24 protein-coding genes are annotated in these 26,983 nt (G+C 59.6%); 11 read left to right on the top strand and 13 right to left on the bottom strand.

Annotated elements, in window-relative coordinates; translation table 11 throughout:
- Positions 1 to 2 precede the first annotated feature (2 nt).
- A complete protein-coding gene (locus BWR59_RS09025; protein WP_081565303.1) occupies positions 3 to 1,562 on the bottom strand; it encodes an AmpG family muropeptide MFS transporter in 1,560 nt (519 codons plus the stop codon).
- Between the two features lie 42 nt (positions 1,563 to 1,604).
- On the bottom strand, positions 1,605 to 1,973 hold the full coding sequence (locus BWR59_RS09020) for an MGMT family protein (RefSeq protein WP_230981982.1): 369 nt from the start codon (positions 1,971 to 1,973) through the stop codon (positions 1,605 to 1,607).
- A 159-nt stretch (positions 1,974 to 2,132) separates the two neighbouring features.
- On the opposite strand from BWR59_RS09020, the gene BWR59_RS09015 reads away from it, so the two are divergent.
- The 5 genes from BWR59_RS09015 (at position 2,133) to groL (ending at position 6,983) form a co-directional block, all read left to right on the top strand.
- Positions 2,133 to 3,140, top strand: coding sequence for a DUF481 domain-containing protein (locus BWR59_RS09015; protein WP_081565301.1), 1,008 nt, complete (start codon positions 2,133 to 2,135; stop codon positions 3,138 to 3,140).
- 303 nt (positions 3,141 to 3,443) lie between these two features.
- Entirely contained in the window at positions 3,444 to 4,175 is a 732-nt protein-coding gene (locus BWR59_RS09010; protein WP_081565300.1) for a HugZ family protein, read from the top strand.
- A 65-nt stretch (positions 4,176 to 4,240) separates the two neighbouring features.
- A complete protein-coding gene (locus BWR59_RS09005; protein WP_081565299.1) occupies positions 4,241 to 4,738 on the top strand; it encodes an FxsA family protein in 498 nt (165 codons plus the stop codon).
- Between the two features lie 252 nt (positions 4,739 to 4,990).
- The gene (locus BWR59_RS09000; RefSeq protein ID WP_062384143.1) at positions 4,991 to 5,284 is read left to right on the top strand and encodes a co-chaperone GroES; all 294 of its coding nucleotides are present in this window, start codon (positions 4,991 to 4,993) and stop codon (positions 5,282 to 5,284) included.
- A gap of 52 nt (positions 5,285 to 5,336) precedes the next feature.
- A complete protein-coding gene (gene groL, locus BWR59_RS08995; protein ID WP_081565298.1) occupies positions 5,337 to 6,983 on the top strand; it encodes a chaperonin GroEL in 1,647 nt (548 codons plus the stop codon).
- Positions 6,984 to 7,831: 848 nt separating this feature from the next.
- On the opposite strand, the gene BWR59_RS08990 is transcribed toward groL, so the two are convergent.
- The gene (locus BWR59_RS08990) at positions 7,832 to 8,575 is read right to left on the bottom strand and encodes a phosphatase PAP2 family protein (RefSeq protein ID WP_081565297.1); all 744 of its coding nucleotides are present in this window, start codon (positions 8,573 to 8,575) and stop codon (positions 7,832 to 7,834) included.
- Between the two features lie 226 nt (positions 8,576 to 8,801).
- Here BWR59_RS08990 and colR point away from each other — a divergent pair, with 226 nt between their 5' ends.
- The 5 genes from colR to BWR59_RS08965 all read left to right on the top strand — a co-directional run bounded on the left by colR (position 8,802) and on the right by BWR59_RS08965 (position 12,579).
- Positions 8,802 to 9,485, top strand: coding sequence for a two-component system response regulator ColR (colR, locus tag BWR59_RS08985; RefSeq protein ID WP_081565296.1), 684 nt, complete (start codon positions 8,802 to 8,804; stop codon positions 9,483 to 9,485).
- Positions 9,475 to 10,755: a HAMP domain-containing sensor histidine kinase gene (locus BWR59_RS08980; RefSeq protein ID WP_081565295.1), complete on the top strand. Its 1,281-nt coding sequence runs from the start codon at positions 9,475 to 9,477 to the stop codon at positions 10,753 to 10,755. Before colR ends, BWR59_RS08980 begins: the two co-directional genes overlap by 11 nt.
- Before the next feature lie 207 nt (positions 10,756 to 10,962).
- Positions 10,963 to 11,631 carry a class I SAM-dependent methyltransferase gene (locus tag BWR59_RS08975; protein WP_081565294.1) on the top strand — a complete coding sequence of 223 codons (669 nt, stop codon included), beginning with the start codon at positions 10,963 to 10,965 and terminating at the stop codon, positions 11,629 to 11,631.
- A gap of 4 nt (positions 11,632 to 11,635) precedes the next feature.
- The gene (locus BWR59_RS08970; RefSeq protein ID WP_081565293.1) at positions 11,636 to 12,355 is read left to right on the top strand and encodes a lipopolysaccharide kinase InaA family protein; all 720 of its coding nucleotides are present in this window, start codon (positions 11,636 to 11,638) and stop codon (positions 12,353 to 12,355) included.
- Positions 12,352 to 12,579 (top strand): hypothetical protein, encoded by a 228-nt coding sequence (locus BWR59_RS08965; RefSeq protein WP_081565292.1) that lies wholly within the window; start codon positions 12,352 to 12,354, stop codon positions 12,577 to 12,579. The genes BWR59_RS08970 and BWR59_RS08965 overlap by 4 nt, the downstream gene beginning before the upstream one ends.
- Before the next feature lie 57 nt (positions 12,580 to 12,636).
- Here the strand turns inward: BWR59_RS08965 and BWR59_RS08960 are convergent, their stop codons facing one another.
- The 6 genes from BWR59_RS08960 to BWR59_RS08935 all read right to left on the bottom strand — a co-directional run bounded on the left by BWR59_RS08960 (position 12,637) and on the right by BWR59_RS08935 (position 21,287).
- Positions 12,637 to 15,675, bottom strand: a complete 3,039-nt coding sequence (locus BWR59_RS08960) for a multidrug efflux RND transporter permease subunit (protein WP_081565291.1) — start codon at positions 15,673 to 15,675, stop codon at positions 12,637 to 12,639.
- A gap of 14 nt (positions 15,676 to 15,689) precedes the next feature.
- Positions 15,690 to 16,835, bottom strand: coding sequence for an efflux RND transporter periplasmic adaptor subunit (locus BWR59_RS08955; RefSeq protein WP_081565290.1), 1,146 nt, complete (start codon positions 16,833 to 16,835; stop codon positions 15,690 to 15,692).
- Between the two features lie 141 nt (positions 16,836 to 16,976).
- Entirely contained in the window at positions 16,977 to 18,074 is a 1,098-nt protein-coding gene (locus tag BWR59_RS08950) for a DUF1513 domain-containing protein (protein ID WP_081565289.1), read from the bottom strand.
- A gap of 1 nt (position 18,075) precedes the next feature.
- Positions 18,076 to 19,140, bottom strand: coding sequence for an imelysin family protein (locus BWR59_RS08945; RefSeq protein ID WP_081565288.1), 1,065 nt, complete (start codon positions 19,138 to 19,140; stop codon positions 18,076 to 18,078).
- 30 nt (positions 19,141 to 19,170) lie between these two features.
- Entirely contained in the window at positions 19,171 to 20,598 is a 1,428-nt protein-coding gene (locus BWR59_RS08940; protein ID WP_081565287.1) for a di-heme oxidoredictase family protein, read from the bottom strand.
- 149 nt (positions 20,599 to 20,747) lie between these two features.
- A complete protein-coding gene (locus BWR59_RS08935; RefSeq protein WP_143490800.1) occupies positions 20,748 to 21,287 on the bottom strand; it encodes an AP2/ERF family transcription factor in 540 nt (179 codons plus the stop codon).
- A 42-nt stretch (positions 21,288 to 21,329) separates the two neighbouring features.
- Here BWR59_RS08935 and BWR59_RS32365 point away from each other — a divergent pair, with 42 nt between their 5' ends.
- Positions 21,330 to 21,503, top strand: coding sequence for a hypothetical protein (locus tag BWR59_RS32365; RefSeq protein WP_168184470.1), 174 nt, complete (start codon positions 21,330 to 21,332; stop codon positions 21,501 to 21,503).
- A gap of 31 nt (positions 21,504 to 21,534) precedes the next feature.
- Here the strand turns inward: BWR59_RS32365 and BWR59_RS08930 are convergent, their stop codons facing one another.
- The 4 genes from BWR59_RS08930 to BWR59_RS08915 form a co-directional block, all read right to left on the bottom strand.
- A complete protein-coding gene (locus BWR59_RS08930) occupies positions 21,535 to 22,881 on the bottom strand; it encodes an imelysin family protein (protein ID WP_081565285.1) in 1,347 nt (448 codons plus the stop codon).
- Between the two features lie 272 nt (positions 22,882 to 23,153).
- The gene (locus tag BWR59_RS08925) at positions 23,154 to 25,205 is read right to left on the bottom strand and encodes a bifunctional diguanylate cyclase/phosphodiesterase (protein ID WP_081565284.1); all 2,052 of its coding nucleotides are present in this window, start codon (positions 25,203 to 25,205) and stop codon (positions 23,154 to 23,156) included.
- Between the two features lie 306 nt (positions 25,206 to 25,511).
- Entirely contained in the window at positions 25,512 to 26,108 is a 597-nt protein-coding gene (locus tag BWR59_RS08920) for a Fe-Mn family superoxide dismutase (RefSeq protein WP_081565283.1), read from the bottom strand.
- Between the two features lie 182 nt (positions 26,109 to 26,290).
- The gene (locus tag BWR59_RS08915; protein ID WP_081565282.1) at positions 26,291 to 26,893 is read right to left on the bottom strand and encodes a LysE/ArgO family amino acid transporter; all 603 of its coding nucleotides are present in this window, start codon (positions 26,891 to 26,893) and stop codon (positions 26,291 to 26,293) included.
- Between the last annotated feature and the right edge of the window lie 90 nt (positions 26,894 to 26,983).

Below are 26,983 nucleotides of genomic sequence, written 5' to 3'. Positions count from 1 at the left end.
CATCAAGGCTGTTCGCTCACCGGCGTCTCGGCGGTTTTGTTTTCCTCGTCGCGCTTGTCCTTGCGCGCCTCCTGAGCCCAGTGCAGGGCGATCATGAACAGGGTCGGCACGCCCATGAGCGCGGTGGCCAGGAAGAAGTTGTGGTAGCCCAGCTTCTCGACCATCACTCCGGAATAGCCGCCGATCAGGCGCGGAAGCAGCAGCATGATCGAGCTGAGCAGCGCGTACTGGGTGGCCGAAAACTTCAGGTTGGTCAGGCTCGACAGGTACGCCACGAACGCTGAGGTCGCGAGGCCCGAGCTGAAGTTGTCCAGCGAGATCGTGACGATCAGCATCTTCAGGTTCGGGCCCATGTCGGCGAGCATCAGGAACAGCAGGTTGGTCGCGGCCGACGTGGCGCCGCCAATGAACAGGATCGGCAGAATGCCGAAGCGCACGATCGCCAGGCCACCGAACGCAGCGCCCACCAGTGTCATCACCAGACCGAAGATCTTGCTGACGCTGGCGATCTGGTCCTTGGTGAAACCCTGATCGATATAGAACACGTTGGCCATCACGCCCATGACCGTATCGGACATGCGATAGGTGGCGATCAGTCCCAACAGCAACAGCGCTTGCCAGCGATAACGCAGGATGAAGTCGTTGATCGGCGTCAGTACGGGCGCCAGACCCCTGCGGCCCATCGACGACAGGCACGCGGCCGTGAGCAAGGTGTAGAGAATGGCGCGCAAGAACGCGCGGTCTTCCATCAACAGGTCTTTCCAGGTCGTTCCTTCGAACAGCACGCTGGCGAAATCAGTGTTGTAGAGCTGGGTGAACATCGCTGGCACAGAGACCAGCAGGATGATCAGTACGAAGACCGAAGCCAACTGATGGGCAAAACCGTAGCGCGCCGCCGACAACTGCGTACGCAGCGGCACGGCGGGCTCGCGCATGATCAGCGAGGTGATCAGCGCGGGCACCATCAGTAGGCCGAACAGCACGTAGGTGCCGGTCCAGGCCGAGTGTTTGTAGGCAAATCCGGTGGAGCCGAAACCTTCGGCGAAATACAGCGCGCCAGCCGTGGCGAGCAGCGCCGCGACCCTATAGCCCGCCATGTAACTGGCGGCGAGGGTGGCTTGCTGGCTGTCGGAGGCGATTTCCAGACGATAAGCATCGATGGCGATGTCTTGAGTCGCGGACGAGAACGCCACGACCACCGCGATCGCGATCAGCCAGGACAAATGCTGCTGTGGATCACAGAAGCCCATGCCGATCAGGCCGAGCGTCACCAGTGACTGCGACAGCACCAGCCAGGAGCGTCTGCGGCCCAGCTTGCCAAGCAGCGGCAGGCGCCACTGATCGAGCAGCGGCGACCACACCCACTTAAATGCATAGGCCAGGCCAATGAGACTGGCATAGCCGATGGTTTCACGGGCCACCCCGGCTTCACGTAGCCAGACCGAGAGTGTGGAAAACACCAGCATGTAGGGCATGCCCGCAGCGAAGCCGAGCAACAACAGCACGAATGTAGAGGGGCTGGCATATGCGGCGAGCGCGGCGCGCCAGGTTTTGCGGGGCATGGGCTGGAATCTGCCTCAGATTACGTAAACAAAGCGCGCACTCTAACCGTTGTGCTCTGTCGGGCGCCAGCCATGACGCTGCATATCGACCCGATTGTTACGGATGGTCACCCCTTCGGCGCGCAATCGTGCTCTTTGTTCTTCACCCGAGACGGTTCCAGCGGCCAGGCTGAGTTTTCCGCCTGCCCCCAGAACCCGATGCCAGGGTAGGGTGCTGCCGTCCGGAAGCTGGCTCAGAGTTCGACCGACAAAACGTGCCGCTCGTCCTAAACCGGCAAGTTCCGCCAAATGGCCGTAACTGACGACCTTGCCTTCGGGAACCTGATGCAGTGTCAGGTATAGCGCCGTACGGCGGGCCTCTGCGGGGGATAGCCCGGTCGGGTCATCCGAGGGGGAGGAGTGTTCGATCACGCGTTCGTTCCTGATTGTAGGACCAGCGGGAATTTTCGGTAAGGAACTAGGGAAATTTCCTACGGTCAGTGATACCTGTGTCGGCGGTCCCAGGATTGCCATGACGTTGTCCGTCCGGACAATGCCCGTCTTCCGCGAACCAGAGCCCCTTTTTTGCTTATGTTGTCCAGAACCCTGTTGTGCCTCGCCATTACCAGCGCTTCCACTCCCTTGCTCGCCGACACCGTTTGGTTGAAGAACGGTGACAAGCTCACGGGGACCATCAAAGTCTTCGATGGCGGCAAGCTGCTGCTCAACACTAAATATGCAGGCGATATTCCGCTGGACTGGAAAGAAGTCAAGACACTGGAAAGCGATCAGCACCTGCTGGTCAAGCAGGACGCCTACAACGGCGAGATTTCCAAGTCGCTGCATGCCGCCGATGACGGCAAGGTCACGCTGGCCAACGGCGATGCGCCGAAGACCGTGGATCTGGCGAGTATCCAGCAGATCATGAAACCCAAGCCGGTGGTGACCGACCTGGTGTGGAAGGGCAATGTCGACGCGGCTCTGGATTTCCAGCGTGCGGACAAGGACACCGACGATTACAACATCGCGTTCAAGACTTCGGCGACTCACGGCAGATGGCGTCACAACGCTGAAGGTGAGTACAACCGTGAGACCCAGGACGAAGAGACCACCACCGACAACTGGAACGCCGAGTACTCCATCGACCGGTTCATTACCGATAAATGGTTCTGGGATGGCCGGTTCACCTACAAGCACGACAATATCGAAGATCTTCGTCGTCAGCGTACCGTCGGTACCGGTCCGGGTTACCAGTTCTGGGACGACGAATTGGGCGCGTTCAAGGTCGGGACTCTGCTCAACCGCACCGACTACCAATATTCCAACGGCGAAAAGGACAACTTCTATTCGGTCTCGGGTACCTGGGATTACAACCGCTACCTGATCGGCAAGAAGGTCGAGTTCTTCACCAACGGCGAATTGGGCAAGCCGATCAGCGGCGTGGCCGATTACAGCCTGGATACCGAGATCGGGCTGCGCTACAAGGTCACCGAATGGGCTTCGCTCAACGTCAAGGCCGAGAAGAACATCATCAGCGGCTCCGACGATGGCGATCTGGACAAGACCCGTTACACCGCCGGTTTTGGTGTGGCCTGGTAAGTACCTCATATAGCCAGGTATCGGTCGCCGCCGGTTTGAACCGCGCCGATATCCTGGGGAAGGAGCTTGCTCGCGAAAGGGCATGGCAGTCACGTTTGCAATAACTGACTCACGTAATCGCGAGCAGGCCCCCTCCCACGGCAATGCACGACATCCGCAAAACTTTTACGCAAAATCTCCGCAAAATCGTCACGCCTTGCCAATCTGGCACCCTTCAACGATAACGATTATCTTGTGGCCTCGGCCGTCGCACGCTGCTGCGCGCGCCTTCGTATTCGTCGATTTCATTTCAGGAGCCACACCATGAGTGCCAAAGCCAACCGGCAAGCCCGAGAGCTGCTGCTCAAGGAGTATCGCGGCGTGCTGTCGACTCACTCCAAGTCGATGCCCGGTTATCCCTTCGGTTCAGTGGTGCCTTATTGCCTCGACGATCACGGTCGCCCGTTGATCCTGATCAGCCGGATTGCTCAACACACCCATAACCTGCAGCGCGACACCAAATGCTCGATGCTGGTAGGCGAGCGGGGCGCCGAGGATGTTCAAGCGGTGGGGCGCGTCACGGTCATGGCCCAAGCGCAGCAGGTGACCGATGAAGCTGCCATCGAGGCAGCCGCCCAACGCTATTACCGCTATTTTCCTGAATCGCAGAGTTACCACAGCGCACACAATTTCGACTTCTGGGTGCTGGTGCCGGTGCGCTACCGCTTCATCGGTGGGTTCGGCGCGATTCACTGGCTCGATGACGTGGCCCTGGCCAACCCGTTCGCGGGCGCTGCCGAGACCAGCATGGTCGATCACATGAACGAAGATCACACCAAAGCCATCGCCCACTACGTGGAACTGGCGGGCTTGCCGCGGACTGAACCCGCAACGCTGGTGGGCATTGACAGTGAAGGCATGCACCTGCGAATCGGGCAGAGCCTTTACTGGTTGGCGTTCGCCGAACCTTGTAATACGCCGACACAAGTGCGCCAGACCTTGGTTCAACTGGCCCACGCAGAAAAATGGCCGACCGCTGAAGCCGCTGAGGCTTGAATTTACAACCTTGCGACATCACCTAGTGTCTACTGGAAGACTTCTTCCGTTGAGGAACTTATTTGATGCGCGCTTTTTTGCTGCTTTTGTTGCTTTTTCCGGTGCTCGAGCTGTTCGTGCTGGTGAAAGTCGGAATGTCCATCGGCTTCCTGGCGACCTTCCTGCTGGTGGTTGCAGGCTCCATGCTCGGTGTGTTCGTGGTTCGGGTCGCAGGTCTGGCGACGGCCATGAGTGCGCGTGAAAGTCTGGCGCGCGGCGAACTGCCCGCCCAGCAGATGCTCGATGGCCTGATGATGACCATTGGTGGCGGCCTCTTGGTGTTGCCCGGTTTCATCAGTGACGTGCTGGGTCTGATCTGTCTGATGCCGTTTACGCGTCGTCTGTTGGTGGGCAAGGTGCGTCAGCGCGCCGAGGCTTCCGCCAGTCGCCAGCGTGCGTTCGCCGATGATCTGCGCTCGGCGGGGCCGGTCTCTCCCGGAGCGAGTCGTCCGGGTGCACGCCAGCCTGAGGTGATCGAGGGTGAAGTGATCGAAGGCGAATACGAGCCTGTCGATAAAAAGTGATCTGCTTGCAGTCAACACGGCACCTTCGGGTGCCGTGTTGCGTTTGGCGACCCCATCTCGCTTAAAAAATTTCTGGTGTCAGCCTTGTAATCAGCTTGCTCGCCCTTATGTATGGGTCACCGCAAGGTTTCTGGCGCATTTCGTCAGACCGTATTCTGCGGTTCGCTCGCGAACCGTAACCGGCAAGCCCGGATGTTTTAACCCGCCGGTGCCAACACCGGGCGTTCAAAAACCATAATTAGGAGATCGACAATGAAGCTTCGTCCTCTGCATGACCGCGTCGTAATCCGTCGCAGCGAAGAAGAAACCAAGACTGCTGGCGGTATCGTTCTGCCGGGTTCGGCTGCCGAGAAACCAAACCGTGGCGAAATCATCGCCGTCGGTGCCGGTCGCATCCTGGACAACGGCGAAGTACGTGCGCTGGCTGTGAAAGTGGGTGACAAAGTGGTGTTCGGCCCTTACTCCGGCAGCAACACTGTGAAAGTAGACGGCGAAGACCTGCTGGTGATGAGCGAGAACGAAATTCTCGCGGTCGTCGAAGGCTGAGTTGTTCCCCCTCATTTTCCCGTTGCTACAAAGTATTTAAGGAATATCGATCATGGCTGCTAAAGAAGTTAAATTCGGCGACGTTGGCCGTAAAAAAATGCTCGCCGGTGTGAACGTCCTGGCTGACGCAGTTAAAGCAACGCTGGGCCCGAAAGGCCGTAACGTCATCATCGAGAAAAGCTTCGGCGCTCCTCTGATCACCAAAGACGGTGTGTCGGTCGCCAAAGAAATCGAACTCAAAGACCGTTTCGAAAACATGGGCGCGCAGCTGGTCAAAGACGTTGCCTCCCGTGCGAACGATGACGCTGGCGACGGCACCACCACCGCTACCGTTCTGGCTCAGGCCATCGTCAACGAAGGCCTGAAAGCCGTCGCTGCCGGCATGAACCCGATGGACCTCAAGCGCGGCATCGACAAGGCGACCATCGCCATCGTTGCTCAGCTGAAATCGCTGTCCAAGCCTTGCACCGACACCAAGGCAATTGCCCAGGTCGGCACCATCTCGGCCAACTCCGACAACTCCATCGGCGACATCATTGCCGAAGCCATGGAAAAAGTGACCAAAGACGGTGTCATCACCGTTGAAGAAGGTTCGGGTCTGGAAAACGAGCTGTCGGTCGTTGAAGGCATGCAGTTCGACCGTGGTTACCTGTCCCCGTACTTCATCAACAAGCCAGACACCATGGTTGCCGAGCTGGACAGCCCGCTGCTGCTGCTGGTCGACAAGAAGATCTCCAACATCCGCGAAATGCTGCCAGTTCTGGAGGCCGTTGCGAAAGCTGGCCGTCCTCTGCTGATCGTTGCCGAAGACGTTGAAGGCGAAGCCCTGGCGACTCTGGTCGTGAACAACATGCGTGGCATCGTCAAAGTCGCAGCCGTCAAGGCGCCAGGCTTCGGCGACCGTCGCAAGGCCATGCTGCAGGACATCGCTGTCCTGACCGGCGGTACCGTCATCTCCGAAGAGATCGGTCTGAGCCTGGAAAGCACTACCCTGGAACACCTGGGTAACGCCAAGCGCGTCGTGCTGAACAAAGAAAACACCACCATCATCGACGGTGCTGGCGTTCGTGCCGATATCGACGGTCGTATCGCTCAGATCCGTCAGCAGATCGGTGACACTTCGTCGGACTACGACAAAGAGAAACTGCAAGAGCGTTTGGCCAAGCTGTCCGGCGGCGTTGCAGTGATCAAGGTCGGTGCTGGTTCCGAAGTTGAAATGAAAGAGAAGAAAGCCCGCGTTGAAGACGCCCTGCACGCTACCCGCGCAGCCGTTGAAGAAGGCGTGGTACCTGGCGGTGGCGTGGCACTGGTTCGCTCCCTGCAGGCTATCTCCGAGCTGAAAGGCGACAACGCCGATCAGAACGTCGGTATCGCTCTGCTGCGTCGCGCTGTTGAAGCGCCGCTGCGTCAGATCGTTGCCAACTCCGGCGACGAGCCAAGCGTTGTGGTCGACAAGGTCAAGCAGGGTTCGGGTAACTTCGGTTACAACGCTGCTACCGGCGAATACGGCGACATGATCGAAATGGGTATCCTGGACCCGGCCAAGGTGACTCGTTCTGCTCTGCAGGCGGCGTCTTCCATTGCCAGCCTGATGATCACCACCGAAGCGATGATCGCTGACGTGGTCGACGACAAGGCTCCAGCTGGCGGCGGCATGCCAGACATGGGCGGCATGGGTGGCATGGGCGGCATGATGTAAGCCAGCCTTACCCCTCGCTGTATAAAGAACCCCGCTTCGGCGGGGTTTTTTTATGGGGCTGGTTTTGAGATTTGGCTTTTGGCGCTTGGGTCGTGGTGTATATCCGATGTTTGTGGTGGCGCTGATTTTTGTTCTGCCTAACGGCAGAAGAGTTCCGCCTTTAGAAGCAAAATCAAACGCGAACGCAGCTCTGGAGTTGCACGCGAACCCTGTGGGAGACGCCGGAGGTCACGCCGGCAGCGAAGCGGTGGGCCAGTTGGCAGATGAGCCATCTGACCCACCGCATCGTCCGACCGCGGCCCGGGCAGTGGCACAGCTCCAGCTTCTGCCATAGGGATGGGTATTCATCTCTAAAATCTCGGCTCGACACACAACCGCGCCACCTGCGTTCAGCCTGCACCCAAGTCGCGATTTGTGTCGTCTGAACTGACGCGCGCTTAGAAGCAAGATCAAAAGCAAACGCAGCTCTGGGGCTGCACGCGAACCCTGTGGGAGACACCGGAGGCCACGAGGGTACGGGCCGCGATTCGGACGATGGCGGTGTGTCCGCCAGGACGTTATTTGCTGAGATACCGCTATCGCGGCTGTCGCACAGCTCCAGCAGCTCCCACAGGGATGGGTGTTCATCTCTAAAATCTCGGCTCGACACACAACCGCGACGCCTGCGTTAAGGAACCCGAGGAACGAGGGCCAAACCAAGAGCCAGGACACTTGGTTACTTAGGGGGTGGTGCGGCCTCCAATTTTCAAGTAGCTCGCCGCAGGCGAAACAGATCTGGCGCTAGCCAGAGCCAATACCTGGACCTGCACAAATATCGGGTGCAGGCACTGCATCAGAGGCCACAGGTCCTACCCAGAAACAGCCTCCGCCCCCAACACCTTGTCCTTCCTGCCCACTGGCCTATACAGCACAGCGTAATAAGCCCCCAGGCAAATCAGCCAGCAGAACACCGCCGTCCAGATGTTGTGAGAGAAGAAGTGCGCGCCTTGCAGCATGCGCCCCACCGAAAACACCGTCCCTAGCCCGAACGCGAAGATCAGACCGGCTTTTGCCATGCGCGGTTTACGATCACGGAACACGAAAAACAACGCGAACAAAGTGAAGCCGGTCGCTGCATGGCCTCCGGGCCAGCAACGGCCGGGTTTGTCGGTCTGTGGGCGAGGGCTGAGCAGCTCGCTGTACTGCTCCTGGCCGCCAAACTCGGTCAGACTCCAGGGGCATTGAACCGAGGTCACCACCTTCATTGGCGTGACAAAACTGGTGGATAGCGCCATCGACAGCACCATACAGCCCAGTTCACGTTTCCAGGGCTTCAACAAGCCGACGAAGAACGAAGCCACAAAGCTGACGAATGACAAGACGCCCAAGGCAATGACCACCTGCTTGGCCCGGTCATGCAGAACGTTTTCCAGGAAATAACTGTGTTTGCCGATGAACCCGCCCGCCGTCGGATCGTAAGCCAGCCTGGCAATGTCCATGTCCAGCGAGGTGAGTTCCAGCAATACTAGAATAAGGGCGGTCACCACCGGGATACCCAGATAAACCCAAAGGTTGATCGGTCGAGACGTGGGCCGTTCGAAGACTTCTGACATGGTAAATCCCGTGTATTGGCGATGATGGTTGACCGAGAGCGTTTGCAAGTCTGAGCATCACGCTGTCGGCGGGCTGTGAACCGGGAGTGAAAAAAACGTTGTGTGCACCGGTGCTGGCCCTCTGGCGAACTTGGCCGTAAGCTGCCGCCAACTCTGACCTGATCGTGCATGCATCTGAATGCTGTGCGGGGGGGTCATGCCGTACTGCATCTGGAGATAGGCCCCCATGAGAATTCTGCTGGTTGAAGACAACCGCGACATCCTGGCCAACCTGGCCGATTATCTGGGTTTGAAGGGCTATACCGTGGACTGCGCACAGGATGGCTTGTCCGGCCTGCATCTGGCGGCCACTGAGCATTACGACCTGATCGTGCTCGACATCATGCTGCCGGGCATCGATGGCTACACGTTGTGCAAACGCCTTCGAGAGGATGCCCGACGTGACACCCCGGTGATCATGCTGACCGCCCGCGATCAGCTCGATGACCGCTTGCAGGGCTTCCGCTCCGGGGCGGACGACTACCTGCTCAAGCCTTTTGCGCTATCTGAACTGGCCGCGCGCATCGAAGCGGTGCTGCGCCGGGCTCAGGGCGGAGGCCGTCGCACCTTGCAGGTCGCTGACCTGATCTACGATCTGGATACTCTTGAGGTGACCCGCGAAGGCCGCATGCTCAAGCTCAACCCTGTCGGGCTGAAATTGCTGGCCGTTCTGATGCAGAAGAGCCCACATGTGCTGCGTCGCGAAATTCTCGAAGAAGCGCTGTGGGGCGATGACTGCCCGGACAGTGACAGCCTGCGCAGCCACGTTCACCAGTTGCGTCAGGTGATCGACAAGCCGTTCGCCAAGCCATTGCTGCAGACCGTACACGGTGTCGGCTATCGCCTGGCCGAGGGCCGCGATGGAGTTTAAGCAGAGCCTTGCCCAGCGGATCATCATCGCCTTTGCGCTGATGAGTGCGCTGGTCGCCGGGTCCTTCGCCATGGGCATTGTGGCAACGGTGCATCTGGTCGAAGAAAAGCTGATTTCGGCGGGGCTCGGTGGCGATCTGACACGCCTGCTGCTGATGGACAGCGTCGAGGACTGGAGTCATCGGCCCGAGCCCGACCAACTGTTTTATTTCAGCGGCGGGCCGGGTGATTTCGAGCTGCCCAAGGATCTGCGACATCTGGAGCCGGGTTTCCACGAAGTGTTCCGCGGCCCGCTGTCCTATCACGCCATGGTCGAGGTGGTCGACGGCCGTCGTTACGTGCTGCTGCAGGATCAGAGCGATTTCGAAGAGCGCGAGCGCGTGTTGTTCGCCGTCGTTCTGGTGGGCTTCGTACTGGCACTGGCGCTGGCGGTTTTCCTTGGCTGGGTACTGGCGCGTCGGGTAATGGCGCCGGTGGTGCGGCTCGCTCGTCAGGTGCGTCATCGCGACCAGTTGCTGGGTCTTGCACCGCCTTTGGCACCGGATTACGCCGCAGACGAAGTAGGTGAGCTGGCGGTGGCGTTCGATGCCACCCTGGGGCGCTTGCGCGATGCACTGACCCGTGAGCGAATGTTCACCAGCGACGTCAGCCATGAACTGCGAACGCCGTTGATGGTGCTCGCCAGCTCCTGTGAGTTGCTGCTGGAGAACCCGGCACTGGATCAGCGCGCCAGAGCGCAGGTAGAGCGTGTGGGGCGAGCTTGTGAGGAAATGCGCGATCTGGTCCAGACCTTCCTCATGTTGGCACGCACTCAGCGCGACGATGCCGGAATGAATCCGCAACTGTCGTTGCAGGGCGCCGCTCAGCAACTGCTGACTTTGTGGCGCGAGCCCATTGAGGCCAAGGGCCTTGCGTTGGATTATTTCCCTGATCGTGCTTCCCAGGCCTCGTACAACGCGACGTTCCTTTATGCGGTCATGGGGAACCTGCTGCGTAACGCGCTGCACTACACCGATCAGGGATTCATCCGGCTCACCCTGTTGCCCAACGGCTTCACTGTCGAAGATTCAGGCGTCGGTATCCCGGAGGAGAAGCGTGAAGCGATGTTCCAGCCATTCGTGCGCGGCAATGAAAAGCGCGGGGAGGGGCTTGGCCTTGGCCTGTCGCTGGTCCAACGAATCTGTGAAAACCAGGGCTGGACGGTGAGTCTGGACACCATGGAACCCAATGGTTGCCGTTTCAGCGTGGACTTCAACAAAGGGGCTGACTGAAGCGGTCGGCAGCCGTCGCTGCGCGTAATGTATCGACAGTGTAAATGTTGCTGTGATCTTACGCGTTGTGGCCATATGCTAGCCCTATCTTCTGGTAAAATCTCGTAACATTTGCGCTGGCCGATGCACGTTTTTTTCACATTTGCATGACCTGAAGCTCACGCCCATTTCCCTAGTTTTGGCTGCATCACGAAAGGAGATGCAGCCATGAGCAAGCGGGTCGAGCTTGATTTTTCGCGCAAATACGACGACGAACACGCGAGAAAATATTTTCGTAAACACAGGGACGGATTGGCTCGGCAGCTGTCTGATCGTCGCGATAAGCAACTGGCCCGACGCGCGCTGGCGCTAGCGGGTGAACCGGGACTGGTGCTGGATCTCCCCTGTGGTGCCGGACGGTTCTGGCCGTTGCTCGCCGAGAAGGCCAATCGGGTCATCATCGGCGCCGACAATTCGGCGTCCATGGTCAAGATTGCCTGTCAGTCGCAGCCAGCGGAGGTGGTGAAACGGGTACAACCCTTGCAGACGTCTGCATTCGCCATCGACATGCCTGACAATGCGGTGGACAGTATTTTCTGCATGCGCCTGCTGCACCACATCGGTGAAGCCAGGGACAGGGCCGTACTGATGAAGGAGTTCCATCGGGTGACGCGAGACAGCGTGATCGTCTCGCTGTGGGTTGATGGCAATTTCAAGTCCTGGAAACGCAAGCGCGCTGAGCGCAAGCGGAACCAGGAGGGTTACCAGAACCGCTTTGTGTTACCGGTAGCCACCGTAGAAGCCGAATTCGAACAGGCAGGCTTTCGCATTCAGGAGCGACTGGATTTCCTGCCGTTGTACGCCATGTGGCGTGTGTATCTATTACGTAAGAGGTAACAGGATGGCCGTGGATTTTGCAGCTGAGTCGGGCGTTCCCGCCAAGGACCGTTTTGCCTATTTCTGGAATACCCGTGGGGATTGGGTCGAAGAGCCCAATGTTCGTCGCGGCGGAGAAAGTGGCGTACAACGCGTCGTGTCGGAGAATGGTCGCCTGCTGTACGTCAAGCGGCAGGTCGGTCACATCTATCGCAGCTGGCTGCACCCGTTCGGTCGCCCGACCGTCCTGCGCGAGCGCGATGCTCTTGACGGCTTGCGCCAGCTGAACGTGAACGTCCCGCGTATGGTTTTCTGCGGCGCCGAGCGCGACGAAAACAACGAATGGCGTGCGCTGCTGGTGACCGCTTCGCTGGACGGCTATGACGAGTTCGAAAACTGGCTCAAGGCCGGTGGCCGTGAGCAGCATGGCGAGGCGGTTTATGAGCAGATGCTCAAGGAATTGGCCGAGAACCTGGCCCGTATGCACAAGGGCCGTTGGCAACACAGCTGTATCTATATCAAGCACGTGTTTGTACGCGTGGTCGGCGAAGGCGCCAATGCCAGGCCTGAAGTTGCGCTGATCGATCTGGAGAAATGCCGCCAGCGTCTGACGGCGTACGGTGCGGCTCAGCACGACATGAAACAACTGCGTCGCCATTCGTCGTTTCAGTCAGCGGACTGGAGCAAGCTCGTCTACTTTTACGAGACGGCGTTTGGCAGCCCTATCAAAGGTTTAGATCGATGAAGTTAGAACTGGCGCGAGGTTTGTTTGTTGTCGGGGCGCTGGGAGTCGCATCCCTCGCCATGGCAGCCTGGGAGCAACCCAGGCCACAGATTCTGAGCGCAGTACACGGCGAAGGGCAGTGCGCTTTGCCGCGGGTCGCCAAGGCTGAATTGCCTGTGCGTCCAGACCATGATCTGCTGTTGTTGATGTTCGGGCTGGCTCAGGGATCGGGGCCACAACATTGATACAACCACCTGACTGAAAGGCCCCGACTCTCGGGGCCTTTTTGTTTCCGTCAGAGATCATCCCGCGACTGTTGGCTTGTCCTTCGCAGCCAGCAACGTATAAACACACGGCAAGACAAACAACGTAAACAATGTCCCCACCGACATCCCGGTCGCGATCACCAGGCCGATGTCGAAACGGCTGACAGCGCCCGCGCCAGTCGCGAGAATCAGCGGGACCATCCCGAACACCATCGCTGCAGTGGTCATCAACACCGGGCGCAGGCGAATCGCCGCCGCTTCCTCAACCGCCTCCCGAACACTGAGGCCCTTGTCGCGGCGCAGCTGGTTGGCGAACTCGACCACCAGAATGCCGTGCTTGCTGATCAGGCCAATCAGTGTCACCAGCCCCACCTGGGTGTAGATATTCAGCGTCGAGATGCCCAGGAACAGCGGGATCAGCGCGCCACAGATCGATAGAGGCACCGTCACCAGAATCACCAGCGGGTCGCGGAAGCTTTCGAACTGCGCTGCCAGCACCAGAAAAATGATCGCCAGTGCAAGGCCGAAGGTGACCCACAGCGCATTACCCTCCTGCACGTATTGTCGCGAGGCGCCCGCGTAGTCGTAGGCGAAACCGGCGGGGGCTTCTTCGCTGGCAATCTGGCGAACGGTCTCGATGGCTTCCCCCATGCTCACCAGTGGAAAGCCCGAGATGATCGCCGAGTTGAGCTGCTGGAACTGATTGAGCTGACGAGGCCTGGCGCGATCGCTGACCGTGATCAGCGTCGACAGCGGCAGCATCTTGCCCTCCGAGTTCTTCACGTAATAGTTCGCCAGCCACTGCGGATTGTCGCGATAGGCGCGTTCCACTTGCGCGATGACCTTGTAACTGCGGCCATCGATGGTGAAACGGTTGATCTCCGCCTCGCCGAGCAGGGTCGCCAGACTGCCACCCAGATCCTGCATCGACACGCCCATCTGCGCCGCCTTGGCGCGGTCGATGTCGACCACCACTTCCGGCTTGTCGAACGCCAGGTCGACATCGAGGAAGGCGAATTTGCCGGACTCGGTCGCGCGCTTCTTGATCCGGTCCACCACTTCCAGCAGCGCCGGATAATCATTTGGCGTGTTGATGACGAATTGAAAAGGCAGACCCTCACCCGTACCTGGCAGCGATGGCAGGTTGAAGCCGAAAATCTGCAGGCCGGTGATTTGTTCGAGCTTGGCCTGAACCTCGGGTAGCAGTTCCATCTGCGTGCGGCTGCGTTCGTCCCAGGGCTTGAGCAAGAAGCCGCCGACGCCGGTCTGCACACCGTTGAAGCCGTTGATCTGGAATGACGAGTAGTACTCCGGAAACGCCTTGAAGATGCTGATGAACTGGTCGGTGTACTTGTTCATGTAATCGAGGTTGGTCGGCTGTGGAGAAGTTGCCATCATGAAAATGATGCCCTGATCCTCGTCCGGTGCCAGTTGCGACTGGCTGAATTTGAGAAACACCGGGATCAGGCACAGCACCAGCACCGCGAAAACGATGACCACCGGGCGCGTATTCAACGTGCCGTGGAGTACGCGCTGATAGCGCACTTTCAGGCCTTCGAAGATCTGGTCGAGCTTATGCGCCAGGCCGCTGGGGTTTTCGTCGTGACGCAGGAGCAGGGCGCACATCATCGGCGACAGGGTCAAGGCTACGATTCCGGAGATCACCACGGCGCCCGCCAGGGTCAGGGCGAACTCCTTGAACAGCGCACCGGTCAGGCCTTCGAGGAAACCGATGGGCGCATACACCGCTGCCAGGGTGATGGTCATCGAAACCACCGGCATGGCGATTTCCCGTGCGCCTTCGAGCGCGGCATCGAACGGCGTCTTGCCCTCTTCGATATGGCGATGGATGTTCTCCACCACGACGATCGCATCGTCCACGACCAGACCGATCGCCAGCACCATGGCGAGCAGGGTCAGCAGGTTGATCGAGTAACCCATCATCTGCATGAAGAACAGTACGCCGATCATCGACAGCGGAATGGTGATCACCGGGATCACCACCGAGCGCAACGCGCCGAGGAACAGGAACACCACGACGATGACGATCAGCACCGCTTCGATCAGGGTTTTCACCACCTCGTGGATCGACGCCTGGATGAACAGCGTGGCGTCGTAGGCGATGGACACTTTCAGGCTTGGCGGCAGCTGGCTTTCCAGTTCCGGCATAATCCTGCGCACTTCCTTGATCACGTCGAGTGGGTTGGAACTGGGCGTACCTTTAATGCCGATGTAAACCGATGGCGTGCCATCGAACGAACTGACGGTGTCGTAGTTCTCGGCGCCCATTTCCACTCGCGCCACATCGCCGAGCAGCACGCGGCTGTCGCCCACGGTCTTCAGCGGGATTGCAGCGAAGGTTTCAGGGGATTTCAAATCGGTGGTCGCGTTGACGCTGGTGACCACATACTCGCCTTTCACTTCCCCGGCCGCAGAGAGAAAGTTGTACTTGCGCACGGCGTCGGTCACGTCAGTTGCCGTCAGGCCGAAGCCCGCGAGTTTGACGGGGTCCAGCCACAGGCGCATTGCGAATACCTGATTACCGAGAATCTCCGCCTCGGCCATGCCTGGCAGCGTTGCCAGTTTTGGTTGAATGACCCGCGACAGGTAATCAGTGATCTGCGGATTGTTCAGCTCAGAGCTGTAGAAACTGATGTACATGAGCGCGGAAGCATCGGCGGCTTCCTTGCTCAGTACCGGGTCTTCCGCGTCCTGCGGCAGTTTATTTTTCACCTCGTTGGCCTTGGCCAGCAGCTCGGTGTAAAGGCGGTCGGTGTTGGCGCCGATGCGCGCGTAGATCGAGATCACCGAGAAGTTCTGGCGACTGACCGAGGTCATATAGTCGATGCCCTCGGCGCTGGCCAGACTCTGCTGCAGCGGTTGAGTGATGTAGCCCTGAATGGTCTCGGCGTTGGCGCCGGGATAGGCCGTGGTCACGGTGATCAGGGCGTTTTCCATCTGCGGATACTGGCGGATGGTCAGCTTGCTGAAGGCCTGGAAACCCAGCAGCACGATCAGCAAGCTGATCACGCTGGCGAGCACGGGACGACGGATGAACGGGTCGGTAAATGCCATGGTAGCTCCTCTGATCAGTCAACCTTGGGTTGGCTGCTCGGTTGGGCTGCCTGATCTGCACTGATTGCGATGTGCGCGTCGTTGTCCAGCTTCAACTGGCCCCCGGTCACCACTTGCTCGCCCGCTTTCAATCCTTTGCTGATGATCACCAACCCGCCGCGACGCTCGCCGGTGTCGACGAAGCGGCGTTCCACGGCCAGTTGCTGTTCACCCTTGGCGTTTTTCTCCGGCTGGCCGTCGGCGCCTTTTTTCGGCACCACGACAAACACCGAGTTGCCGTACAACGTGTAGGTGATGGTGCTCTCTGGAACAACCAGCTGCGCGGTGTCCTGGCCGAGCATCACCTGAAGATTGGCGAACATGCCCGGCAGCAGCTTGCTGTCGGGGTTAGGCAGGGTGGCGCGCACCAGCACGTTGCGTGTGGCGTCCTCGACCTTGGGGTTGAGGGCGCTGATGCTGGCGATGAATACCTTGTCCGGATAGGCCGCAACACTGACTTGCACCTGCTGACCGATGGCCAGTTTCGGCAGAACCTGTTCGGGGACGAAGAAGTCGGCGTAGAGGCTGGTCAGGTCCTGCAACGTGGCGATCACTGTGCCGCTGGCGAGGTAATCGCCGACGTCGACCTGACGAATGCCGATGGTGCCGCTGAACGGCGCGAGAATGCGTTTTTTCGCCAACGAGGCGTTCAGTTGAGCGACCGTTGCAGCGGCTTTTTTCTGAGTGGCGGCGAGCTTGTCGAACTCACCTCTGGAGATGGCTGAATCGCCCACCAGCTTGCTGCCGCGCCCGTAGTCGACTTGCGCCAGGCCCAGATCGGCTTCGGCGGTGCCCAGCAGGCCTTTTTCCACATCGCTGTCGAGTTGCAACAGCGGCTGGCCGACTTTGACTTTCTGGCCCGACTCGAACAGCACGGCTTTGACGGTGCCGGCGACTTCCAGGCTCAGGTCCACGCCCTGCAGCGCCTTGAGGCTGCCAATGGCCGGCAGACGGCTCTGCCACGGGCGCTCTTCGACGACCGCGACCGCGACATTGATCGGCGGTTTTGGGGCGGTGAATTGCTGGATCTGTTTGTAGATCGAGAATGCCTTATACCCTCCCAGGGCCAGCACCACGATCACCACAACCCCCAACATGATCAACATGCGGCGACGCAACATATTCCACTTCCTTGGAAAACAGATGAATCAGGCGAGCACGTTAATCGTGTCGCGGATTAGTTGCCAGTGGCAGGCCCGGATTTCGAAGCGCGCAGGTTTTTGGTGCGACGTCGCACTCCTGCAGAGTCCGTATTCTTACCTCTAGACCACATGCAAATGGTTGTCCCACAACCCTGCAGGCAGTTCCATCGGCTGGGCCACCCATGTGCTTTGGCGGCAATCATAGAAACGACAGCGGCCTTGACCCGAGGTCACCACGAACCCATCGGCCACTGCACCCACTCCGGCGCAATCCGGCAACGGCGCGTCGAGACGAACCGCGCCGCTGTCCAGGTCCCATATGAAGAAACGATTACCTCGCGGGGCTGTTAAGGCGACCAGCCGCAGTTCGTTATGGATCGCAACGCTGGCGGTGTAATGCGCCATGGCTTGTAGTTGTTGCTCGGCCACCGGAAACGCTTGAAAAGCTTGCCCTGGACGTTTGATGGCCAGCATTTGCGCCGACTCGTGGGACGGTCCCATGAATTGCTGCCCGGCAACGATGGTGCCGTCACTGGCAATCGCCATGTGGCGCACGCTGTTCATCCGTTGGGACAGGGTTTCCTTGCTCAGGAGGGTGCCATCACGTTGCATCAGCACCAGGCTTGGCTCCATCGCGTCCAGGTTCATCTCGACCCGGCTTTCGGCTTCTGTACGGATACCCCCGTTTGCCACCACCAGCGTCTCGCCATCCGGCAGCCACGAGACCTGATGCGGGCCGATACCGTGGGTAGGCATTTCGCCCGAATGTTCCAGCCGCTCGCCGATGAACCGATAGACCCCGAGGAGCCCGCGGCCTGGATCGGTGGTGTCGTTTTCCGTGGCGTACAGCCACTCACCGCCTTTGTGAATGACCGCGTGACCGTAGAAGTGCCGGTGCGGCTGCGACGTGATCGTCTGCAACAGGCGGCCGTCGCGCAGATCGATCAGGTAGCTTTCGGTCCCTGGCCTGCGTGCGACGAACAGCGCAATCGGCAGTTCCGGATGATTGATGATGTCGTGGCAACGCTGGGCGACCTGGGTGGCGAACACCGGAGTGCCGTCCACTCGATACCCTACGGCATAGTGCTCGCCATTGCTGCCATCGCGTGCCGACAGCAGCATCGGTGTTTCGCCTTTCTTCCTGAACAGCGTCCAGCCGCCCAAGGTACAGGCGCTGAGTACCAGGCTGCCCAGAGCCAGAGCCTGACGTCGCAACATATCAGTCACCATCGTTGGCGTTGAAACCCAACTGGATGCCCAACGCCTTGGCCAGTTCGCCTTCATGCAGGCGGTGCACCACGTTAAGGCTGTCATAGAACGCGTTCAACTGTTGGCGCCCCTGTTCGGTCGCCAGCAGCTCGACCAGCGGCGGCGTCAATGCCGCCAGCTGTTTGCGGCTTTCGCCGTACGCCGCGTCGATCTTGTCGGCCAGAGGTTTCTGCTCTGCGGGCAACAGCCCGCGCAGGCCTTTGTTGTCGACGCCTGTCCAGACCGTCTCCGCGCTTTCGAGGCCGGCCTGCAGACTGCTCAGCGAGGCTTTGCTGCGCCAGGCTTCGGCCTGGAACGGTTGCGGTACTCCCTTGGACTGACGGCCCAGCGGCGTGCCGAGTTTTTTCTTCAGGCTGTCCAGCGCCGTGACCTGAACCCGCAGCAGCTCGGCGATGGCCTCGTGAGAGTCGGCATAACGTTGATTGGGGAATTTGCTCAGCTGCGCGAGCATGCCGTCGGTGCTGTTCCAGCTGTTGAGAATTTCCTCGGCGAGGGTTTTCTGGCGTTCGCCAATGGCGGTCAGCAGCGGGCAATAGCGGGCCTTCTGATCGGCGGTCGCCATGTCGATCTCGGCGTCGAACAGGATGTATTCATAGGCCGACAAGCCTTGAACCACGACGCTGGATTTGGCCAGGGCTTCGGCGCTGATCTGCGGTTGAGCGGTCACCAGTTGCTCGACCTGACGACCGACGAGGTTCTTCTTGTCCGGCCAGAACTGGATCTGCCAGGAGCGGTTGCCTTCGGCGAGCGGACCGATCAGCAGCGGCTGCAATTCGGCCCATGTTTTCTGGGCATGCAGGAAGTCGGCGCGGGCAGTGTCCAGATCGGTCTTGCCCTGACAGAACGCCAGTGCACTGACGGCCAACTGGCGGTCAGCGTCGACCCAGCGGCTGTAGGTCGGCAGGATCACTTGCTTGGCGATGGCGGCAGACGTCACAGCCTGAGGGTCCGATGGCGCGCAGGCACCCAGCGCGAGCGCGGCGAGGCTGGTGAACAACAGCTTGGGACGGAACATGTCCGGCTCCTTATCTTTCAGAGAATATGGTTATAGAGAGTTCAGGAACGCCAGCAGCGCAGCCCGCTGTTGTGCATCGAACGCCAGCACCTGACGCTGTGCAGGCAGCGCTTCGCCACCATGCCAGAGCACGGCTTCCATCAGGTTGCGGGCGCGCCCGTCGTGCAGAAACTGCGTGTGGCCGCTGACGGTCTGCGTCAGCCCGATGCCCCACAGCGGCGGCGTCCGCCATTGCTGGCCGTTGGCCTGGAATTCGGTGAGGTTGTCGGCCAGTCCTTCGCCCATGTCGTGTAACAGCAGGTCGGTATAGGGGCGGATGACCTGATTGGCCAGTTCCGGTTCAGCGGCATCGGCGGCGGTCGTGAACTGTGGCGTATGGCATTGCTGGCAACCGGCCTTGAAGAACAGATTCTTGCCGGCCAGCACTTGCGGATCGGCCACGTCTCGACGGGCAGGCACACCAAGGTTGCGGGTATAGAAAGTGATCAGTCGCAGGATGTTGTCGCTGACTTCCGGCTCACCGTTCGGGCCATTGCCACTGGGCGCAGCGAGGCAGGCGGGTTGCGACGGGGTGCAGTCATCGGAGGTTTTCAGACTGGACGTGAGGCCCATGTCACCCGCCAGAGCATGGGCGTTCTGCTGATTGACGCTGGGCTGCGAGGCCTTCCAGCCGAAACGCCCGAGCACGGTTTTCTGCTGCGCATCGTCCCAGACCCAATTGGGCGTACCGCTGATGCCAGTACCGTTCTTGTCGTCAGGGTTGGCATTGGCCAGGATCGCCGCTTGCGGGATGGCTTCCAGCAGGCCCAGACCGATCATCGGCGGGGCAATGCGGGCAGAGGCGCGCGCCTGAGGATGCATCGGACCGTAACCCAGTTGAGTGATCCGCAGGGTAGGGCGACGCAGATGCGCTGGCGTGCCGTCTCGAAAATGCACAGTCATCGAATCGTATTCGACGCGCACCTTGGCCTCGGGTGTGACGCCAGGGATTGCCATGTCCTGCAACTGGGTGCCATAGATCGGCTCCGGCTTGAGGCCGAGCTGTTTCAGCTGTTCGGCATAGGCGGGCTCATCAGGAATCGACAGACGCACCAGCATCGATACGGCGTTATCGGCACCGGGTTCAGGCGGATGGCCGCGACCGTCCTTGATGTGGCAGTTCTGGCAGGCGTTGGTGTTGAACAGCGGCCCGAGGCCGTCACGGGCGGTGGTGGTCGAGGGGGCTATCACCCAAGGGTTGCGGAAGAAACTGTTGCCGACGCTGAAGTCCAGGCGCCGCGTGGGCGAGAGGTTGCCCGAGGGCAAGGAGAAAGCGTTGCGATCACTCTTGTTGACCGTCGTCGTGCCGCCTGACTGCGCTTCGCCGGGTTCGGCTGTGGTGAATCGCGGGGCGTCGTCGCACCCGCCGAGGGCCGAGGCCATCAGCAGGAAAAGCGAGAGACGGAACCGCGCAGTCATACACATCCTGCAAAAGGGGGGAAATCGGGGCGAGCAAGCTTACCAGCCCCGTCTTTGAGGAATAAGAGGGATTTGCGTTTGTAAGTGCCTCTCGTAATGTGTTGTAACCAATTCGCCGCCAGACCCTGAATCTAGAAGGTATTGGCCATTCAAACGCCGGCAATTTCCAGTGCAGGATTCTCCACCATCAGCTGCATCAGACGCCGCTCGCCCTCGACCACCTTGAACGATCGGTAGTCGCCGATACTGTCCAACTGTCGCTCGCGCTCGCGTATCGCCAGCTCCTTGGCCCGTTCGTAACCGTAATGCTCGACCCTGAACGACTTGGTCACGCTGCTGCCGTTGCGCAGCGTGGTGCGCGCCACCCAGTAGGCGATACCGGTGTAGCAGCGGTAGTGCACCCCCGGATAACCACTGGTGTTGGTCGCGATGATGCGCTGACGGATGTCGCGGCTCAGCTTGGGCAGGTGAGCCAGCAGCAGTTGATCACGGCAAGCATCCGCGGCTTTGCGCGCTGCTTCCTGGCCGCCATAGCGGGAAAATGAGAACAGTCTGTTGAAGGTTCTGCCATCGCGATAGATCGTCACCTTCCAGGCACGTGGGCCCTTGATGCCGACCAATAGGTGAATACCGTAATCGTTGGCTTTGAGCTTGCTGACGCGGCGCCTTTTCTTGTTTCTGTTGGGCACTGTCTGTCTCCTCCTGGATGGGATGGGGCCTGAGAAGTGCGCATGATCGACGGCGAACCGGAGCCGTTCAATCCGACAGAGAGCGAACAGGAAATGCCTTACAAAACTTACGGATCTGTCCTCATCAGACCTTTATTCATGCGGGATTTCGTGATTTCTACGGACATAAAAAATGCCGACCCATTACGGGTCGGCATCGATTTGGATGACCGTTGACGCGCTCTTTCGAGCGCGCCGTGGGCGTGACTCAGAACTCGTGATCGGCGTTGTCCGGGTTCAGGTCGGTAATGCCCAGTTTGCCCGCCGCCTGTTCAATGGCGCTGGTCTGTTTCACCAGTGCTGCGATGGCATCGCGAACCACCTGATTGCCAGCGGTGTTGCCAGCGGCAATCAGTTGATCGAAATGCTCGCCCTTGTTGGCGTGGTCAACGATGACCTGCAACTTGGCCTGAGTGGCGTCCAGATCGGCGCGCACGGTGGTGTCGGTCGCAGCGTCAGCCTTGGCCACCAGCGAGGACAGGCTCGGCCCGCTGACCTTGCTGCCGTCTACGCGGGTGTATTCGCCCAGATAAACGTTGCGAATGCCCAGACCGTTGTAGAAGTGCGAGTTGTGGGTGTTGTCGCTGAAGCAGTCGTGCTCGTCTTCGCTGGAGTTGGCTTCCAGTGCCACCTTCATGCGCTCGCCAGCGAGTTCGCCCAGAGACAGGCTGCCCATGCCGAACAGCATTTTGCGCAGGCCGCTTTCAGCCGGTTCGGCTTCCAGAGTGGCGCGGTAGTTGTCGGCGACGTTCGGTTTCCAGTTGTTGACCATCTCTTCCAGATCGCTGACCAGCAGGTCGGTCGCGGCCTTCAGGTAGGCGCGGCGACGGTCGTTGTGGCCGCCGGTGCCGCCTTTGCCTTCGACATAATCGCTGGCCGGACGCTCGCCAGCGCCTGGGCCTGTGCCGTGCAGGTCCTGGCCCCAGAGCAGGAATTCGACAGCGTGGTAGCCCGTGGCGACGTTGGCTTCGGAGCCGCCCAGCTCGTTCAGGCTGGCGAGTTTTTCAGGGGTGATTTCGGTGACGTCGACCTTGTCTTCGCCGACCTGTACCGATTTGTTGGCAATGATGTTGGCGGTAGCGCCCGGGTTGCCCAGCGCATGCTGGTAGTCCTTGGCAACGTAGTCGATCAGGCCTTCGTCCAGCGGCCAGGCGTTCACCTGACCTTCCCAGTCGTCGATGATGGTGTTGCCGAAGCGGAACACTTCGCTCTGCATATAAGGAACGCGGGCGGCAACCCAGGCGTCACGGGCGGCTTTGAGTGTCTGATCGTTCGGGGTGGCGAGGAAGGCGTCGACGGCAGTGCTGAGTTTCTTCGCGGTGGATTCGGCGTCGCTGAACACGGCGAACACGATGTTCGCGTAGTTCGAGACCACAGCCTTGGTGGCGGCATCGCTGTTCTGGGCTGGCGCAGCGGCCGGAGCTGCAGCGGGCGTTGCAGCGGCGGGTGCCGGAGTCGGTGCGGCGGCAGCGGGCTTGTCCTTGCCTTGGTCACAACCGGCCAGGGAGATAGCGATGGCCAGCAGACTAGCGGTTGCCAGGGGCATACGAATCATGACGGAATCCTGCGTCGAGAGAATGTGTGAACGGTGGCGAACGCCAGAAAAAAGCTGCGACATAATGCGAAAGATTTGCATTCTGTGTAAAGGCAAAATGCCCCGTCGCGGGAGGGGGAGATATTTCAAGCTGTTACAAGAATTTCAGGCAAGGCATAAGCGGGAATTGGCGCTTGGGGATTTCGGGGGCGAGTCAGGCAGTGCGGATTGCCTGCGGTGCCGCGGATGGAATCGGCACCGCCGGCGAGCAAGCAGTTACGGAGTGTTCCTTATTACAAAACCCCGACGTGCGTGCGCTGCGCCTGCTTGAGATACGCCAGCAGCTCCCGTGACGGCAGCGGCTTGCTGTAGAAGTAGCCCTGACCTTCGTGGCAACCCTCGGAAATGATGTACGCCTCTTGCTCGGTGGTCTCGACACCTTCGGCGATAACCTGCATGCCCAGGCTTTTACCCAACTGAATGATGGCGCGCACGATCGTGGCGTCATCATCATCGTCGATCAGGTCTTGAACGAAGCTCTTGTCGATCTTGATCTTGTCCAGCGGCAGACTTTTCAGGTAGCTCAGCGACGAATAGCCTGTCCCGAAGTCATCGATGGCAATCAGTGCGCCGGAGCGACGCAGGCTGAGCAGGTGCTGAGCGGCGGTGCTGATGTCTTCCATCAGGCCGGTTTCGGTGACTTCCAGCTCCAGGCTGCGCGGAGGCAGGCGGTAGATCTGCAGCAAATTGTTAACCACTCGGGGCAGTTCAGAGTGGTGCAGTTGAACGGTGGAGAGGTTCACCGCCATGCGCAGATCGGTGAAACCCTGATCGTGCCACTCACGCAGTTGTTTGCAGGCTTGATCCAGCACCCATTCGCCAATGGCGATGATGGTGCCGTTCTGTTCGGCCAGCGGAATGAACTGATCCGGCGGCACGAAACCATGTTCCGGGTGAATCCAGCGGATCAGTGCTTCGACGCCCACCACGCGCTGATCGCGATAGCTGATCTGCGGCTGGTAGACCAGGTGAAACTGATTACGCACCAAGGCTTCACGCAGATCTTTTTCGAGTTCGCGGCGGCGGCGCATTTCGCTGTCGACGCTGGCGATGTAAAACTGATAGCGATTGCGCGAACGGGTCTTGGCCAGCGTCATGGTCTGTTCGGCTTTCTGCAGCAGCTTTTCGGTGCTGTCGCCGTCCTCGGGGAACAGCGTGATACCGATCGTGGCGCGCAGGCGGATTTCTTCTTGATCGAGCGCAAACGGCGCCTCCAGATCATCGAGGATATTTTGCGCAAGTTCAGCCGCTTCGTAAGGTTGCTCGATGTCGGCCTGAACCAGCGCAAACTGGTCGCCGCCAAGGCGTGCCAGCGCGCCCAGACGCCCGCTGTGGCTGCGCAGACGATCGGCCAGCGCCAGAAGCAACTGGTCGCCTGCCTGATAACTGAATTGCTCGTTGATGCCTTTGAAGTCATCCAGCCCTACGCACAGCACGGCGACCCGATGCTGCACCTTGCCCGCATCGATCAGGATCTTGTCCAGTTGCTGTTGCAGTTGCTGGCGATTGGGCAGCCCGGTGAGGAAGTCGTATTGCGCCATTCGCAGCAGGCTGGATTCCGCTTCGTGGCGCAAATGCGTGTTGCGTTCGATGGAGGCGAGCAACTGGTTGGCGGTGTTGACCCAAAGGCCCAGTTCGTTCTTCTCATGCCCCTTGAGCAGGGGCAGTTGGTGCTCGCTCGGGCGGTCGGGGTTGATGCTGGTCAGGTGTTCGATGATGCGCGACAGCGGCTTGGTCAACAGCCAGTGATAGACCAGGTACAGCACCAGCCCCATCGCCAGCGCACGCAGCACACCGGAAATGAAAATGATCATCGAATTGGTCAGGAAGCCTTCGCCATAAGTGGCGGTGTCCAGAGTGATGCGCAAATCGCCGTAATATTCGCTGTACGGGCTGCGGCCGACCAGTTGAGTGGTGAAACTGCGTTCCTGACCGAGGATGGAGTCAGTCAGCCAGCGAGTAGGGGACGCTTTCAGGTCGCGAGTCTTTTCCGCGAGCAGGGTTTCATTGGGGTGTCCGATCGACGCCATGCGAACGGCCTTGTCCTGAAACAGGCCCTCGATGACCTGCATGCCCATTTCCCGGTCCAGGCTGTAGACGGCCTGAGTCGACGGGTCGCGGAACATGTCCAGAATTCGCTCGGCGTCAGTGGCAACGGCTTGTCGCGTTTTGTACGCGTCGTAGACAATCTGCGCGCAGCTGAGCACAACGCCTACGACGAGCGCTGAAAGCAACACCACACGCAGCAGCTTCACCGACAAGCTGTTCTTGAGTTCCAGCTTCAAATGGGCATTCCTTCATCCATGCTGATAGCGGGTGACCGTATGCAAGCATTGGCAATGCAGGCCTTCGGGTCAAGGTTTTGATACAGCCTTGACCTGTTTCATCCGGATAACAATTTACACGCAGGCAATAAGGCTATCAGTACTGTGTCGGTAGGCTGAGGGCGGAACTTGAGCCCCTTTTCTTCAAATCAGGCCGAAACTGATATTAGTCCGCTATCGTCCGCTGACAATACATAAAGGACGAACAGAAGGCGAAAAAAAACCCGGCGAGGCCGGGCTTTTTTCGGAGTAGCTACCTGAAAATGATCAGGCGGTGAAGGTCTTGCCTTCGAACTGCTCGGCAACGAACTTCCAGTTCACCAGGTTCCAGAACGCCTCGACGTATTTTGGACGCAGGTTACGGTAGTCGATGTAGTAAGCGTGTTCCCAGACGTCGCAGGTCAGCAGCGGAGTGTCGCCGCTGGTCAGCGGGTTGCCGGCGCCGATGGTGCTGGCCAGAGCCAGGGAACCGTCAGCTTTCTTCACCAGCCAGCCCCAGCCGGAGCCGAAGGTGCCGATGGAAGTCTTGCTGAACTCTTCTTTGAACTTGTCGAAAGAACCGAACGCAGCGTTGATGGCATCAGCCAGGGCGCCGGTTGGCTGGCCGCCAGCGTTTGGCGCCAGGCAGTTCCAGTAGAAAGTGTGGTTCCAGACCTGGGCTGCGTTGTTGAAGATACCGCCCGAGGAAGATTTGACGATCTCTTCCAGAGTCTTGCCTTCGAACTCGGTGCCAGGCACCAGGTTGTTCAGGTTCACGACGTAGGTGTTGTGGTGCTTGTCGTGGTGGTATTCCAGAGTTTCCTTGGAGATGTGCGGTGCCAGAGCATCGTGTGCGTACGGCAGCGGCGGCAATTCGAAAGCCATGGTAATTCTCCTAATCAGGTCAGTTGCGGTTTGCGCAAGGCCGATCACGGGCGGCCAGACAGAACATACGCCGGCGAGTTTTGTACTCTTTGCGGCGCAGGGTTCTGGATCATAGCACCGGGTCCGGCCCATAACCACGCAACAACTGTGTGGGATAGAGGTTCCAGAGCATTGCGCGAGAATTACGCGGTCCTGATGAGCTGCGCTGCCACGCTGAACATCATCACCGCCACCATCAGGTCCAGCAGGCGCCAGGTGGCGGGGCGGGCGAGCCATGGGGCAAGCCATGCAGCGCCGATCGCCAGCGTCGAGAACCACAGCAGCGAGGCGCTGGCCGCGCCGAATACATAGGCGCCGGGCACGGTTTGTTGCGCGCCGAGAGAACCGATCAGCAGCACGGTGTCCAGATAGACATGCGGGTTGAGCAGCGTCACCGCCAGCGCCGTGAGCAACACTGCGCGGCGCGAGCGCTGACCGCTACCGTCACCTTCCTGCAGGCTTTGTGGAGAAATCGCCCGACGCAGAGCCTTGGCGCCGTACCACACCAGAAATACAACACCGCCCCAGCGGGCCACGGCCAACAGCGTCGGGTTATGCGCCAGCACGCTCGCCAGCCCAAACACCCCGGCCGTCACCAGAACCGCATCACATACGATGCACAGCAGCGCCACCGACAAGTGATGTTCGCGCCGCAGGCCCTGCGCCAGTACGTAAGCGTTCTGCGTACCGATGGCCATGATCAGGCCAAACGCGATCAATAGACCATTGAGATAGCTTTGCCACATGGTGTCGTGCTCCGGGAAATCGATGATGCGAAATGCGATTTGATGTGGTGATTGTCGATGGAATGGCTGTATAAGAAAAAGCAATAATCC

Source organism: Pseudomonas sp. Bc-h (assembly GCF_002080045.1).
In the GTDB taxonomy this organism is placed as follows: domain Bacteria; phylum Pseudomonadota; class Gammaproteobacteria; order Pseudomonadales; family Pseudomonadaceae; genus Aquipseudomonas.
This window is presented reverse-complemented; position numbering and strand designations above follow the sequence as displayed.

Bases quoted from the DNA above. Each gene is read 5' to 3' on its own strand.
- BWR59_RS08915 (WP_081565282.1), bottom strand. From the start codon at position 26,893: ATGTGGCAAAGCTATCTCAATGGTCTATTGATCGCGTTTGGCCTGATC.
- BWR59_RS08955 (WP_081565290.1), bottom strand. From the start codon at position 16,835: ATGTTGCGTCGCCGCATGTTGATCATGTTGGGGGTTGTGGTGATCGTG.
- colR (WP_081565296.1), top strand. From the start codon at position 8,802: ATGAGAATTCTGCTGGTTGAAGACAACCGCGACATCCTGGCCAACCTG.
- BWR59_RS08950 (WP_081565289.1), bottom strand. From the start codon at position 18,074: ATGTTGCGACGTCAGGCTCTGGCTCTGGGCAGCCTGGTACTCAGCGCC.
- BWR59_RS08970 (WP_081565293.1), top strand. From the start codon at position 11,636: ATGGCCGTGGATTTTGCAGCTGAGTCGGGCGTTCCCGCCAAGGACCGT.
- BWR59_RS08980 (WP_081565295.1), top strand. From the start codon at position 9,475: ATGGAGTTTAAGCAGAGCCTTGCCCAGCGGATCATCATCGCCTTTGCG.
- BWR59_RS08920 (WP_081565283.1), bottom strand. From the start codon at position 26,108: ATGGCTTTCGAATTGCCGCCGCTGCCGTACGCACACGATGCTCTGGCA.
- BWR59_RS08975 (WP_081565294.1), top strand. From the start codon at position 10,963: ATGAGCAAGCGGGTCGAGCTTGATTTTTCGCGCAAATACGACGACGAA.
- BWR59_RS08990 (WP_081565297.1), bottom strand. From the start codon at position 8,575: ATGTCAGAAGTCTTCGAACGGCCCACGTCTCGACCGATCAACCTTTGG.
- BWR59_RS09025 (WP_081565303.1), bottom strand. From the start codon at position 1,562: ATGCCCCGCAAAACCTGGCGCGCCGCGCTCGCCGCATATGCCAGCCCC.
- BWR59_RS08945 (WP_081565288.1), bottom strand. From the start codon at position 19,140: ATGTTCCGTCCCAAGCTGTTGTTCACCAGCCTCGCCGCGCTCGCGCTG.
- BWR59_RS08965 (WP_081565292.1), top strand. From the start codon at position 12,352: ATGAAGTTAGAACTGGCGCGAGGTTTGTTTGTTGTCGGGGCGCTGGGA.
- BWR59_RS08960 (WP_081565291.1), bottom strand. From the start codon at position 15,675: ATGGCATTTACCGACCCGTTCATCCGTCGTCCCGTGCTCGCCAGCGTG.
- BWR59_RS09005 (WP_081565299.1), top strand. From the start codon at position 4,241: ATGCGCGCTTTTTTGCTGCTTTTGTTGCTTTTTCCGGTGCTCGAGCTG.
- BWR59_RS09010 (WP_081565300.1), top strand. From the start codon at position 3,444: ATGAGTGCCAAAGCCAACCGGCAAGCCCGAGAGCTGCTGCTCAAGGAG.
- BWR59_RS32365 (WP_168184470.1), top strand. From the start codon at position 21,330: ATGATCGACGGCGAACCGGAGCCGTTCAATCCGACAGAGAGCGAACAG.
- groL (WP_081565298.1), top strand. From the start codon at position 5,337: ATGGCTGCTAAAGAAGTTAAATTCGGCGACGTTGGCCGTAAAAAAATG.
- BWR59_RS09015 (WP_081565301.1), top strand. From the start codon at position 2,133: ATGTTGTCCAGAACCCTGTTGTGCCTCGCCATTACCAGCGCTTCCACT.
- BWR59_RS08930 (WP_081565285.1), bottom strand. From the start codon at position 22,881: ATGATTCGTATGCCCCTGGCAACCGCTAGTCTGCTGGCCATCGCTATC.
- BWR59_RS08940 (WP_081565287.1), bottom strand. From the start codon at position 20,598: ATGACTGCGCGGTTCCGTCTCTCGCTTTTCCTGCTGATGGCCTCGGCC.
- BWR59_RS09000 (WP_062384143.1), top strand. From the start codon at position 4,991: ATGAAGCTTCGTCCTCTGCATGACCGCGTCGTAATCCGTCGCAGCGAA.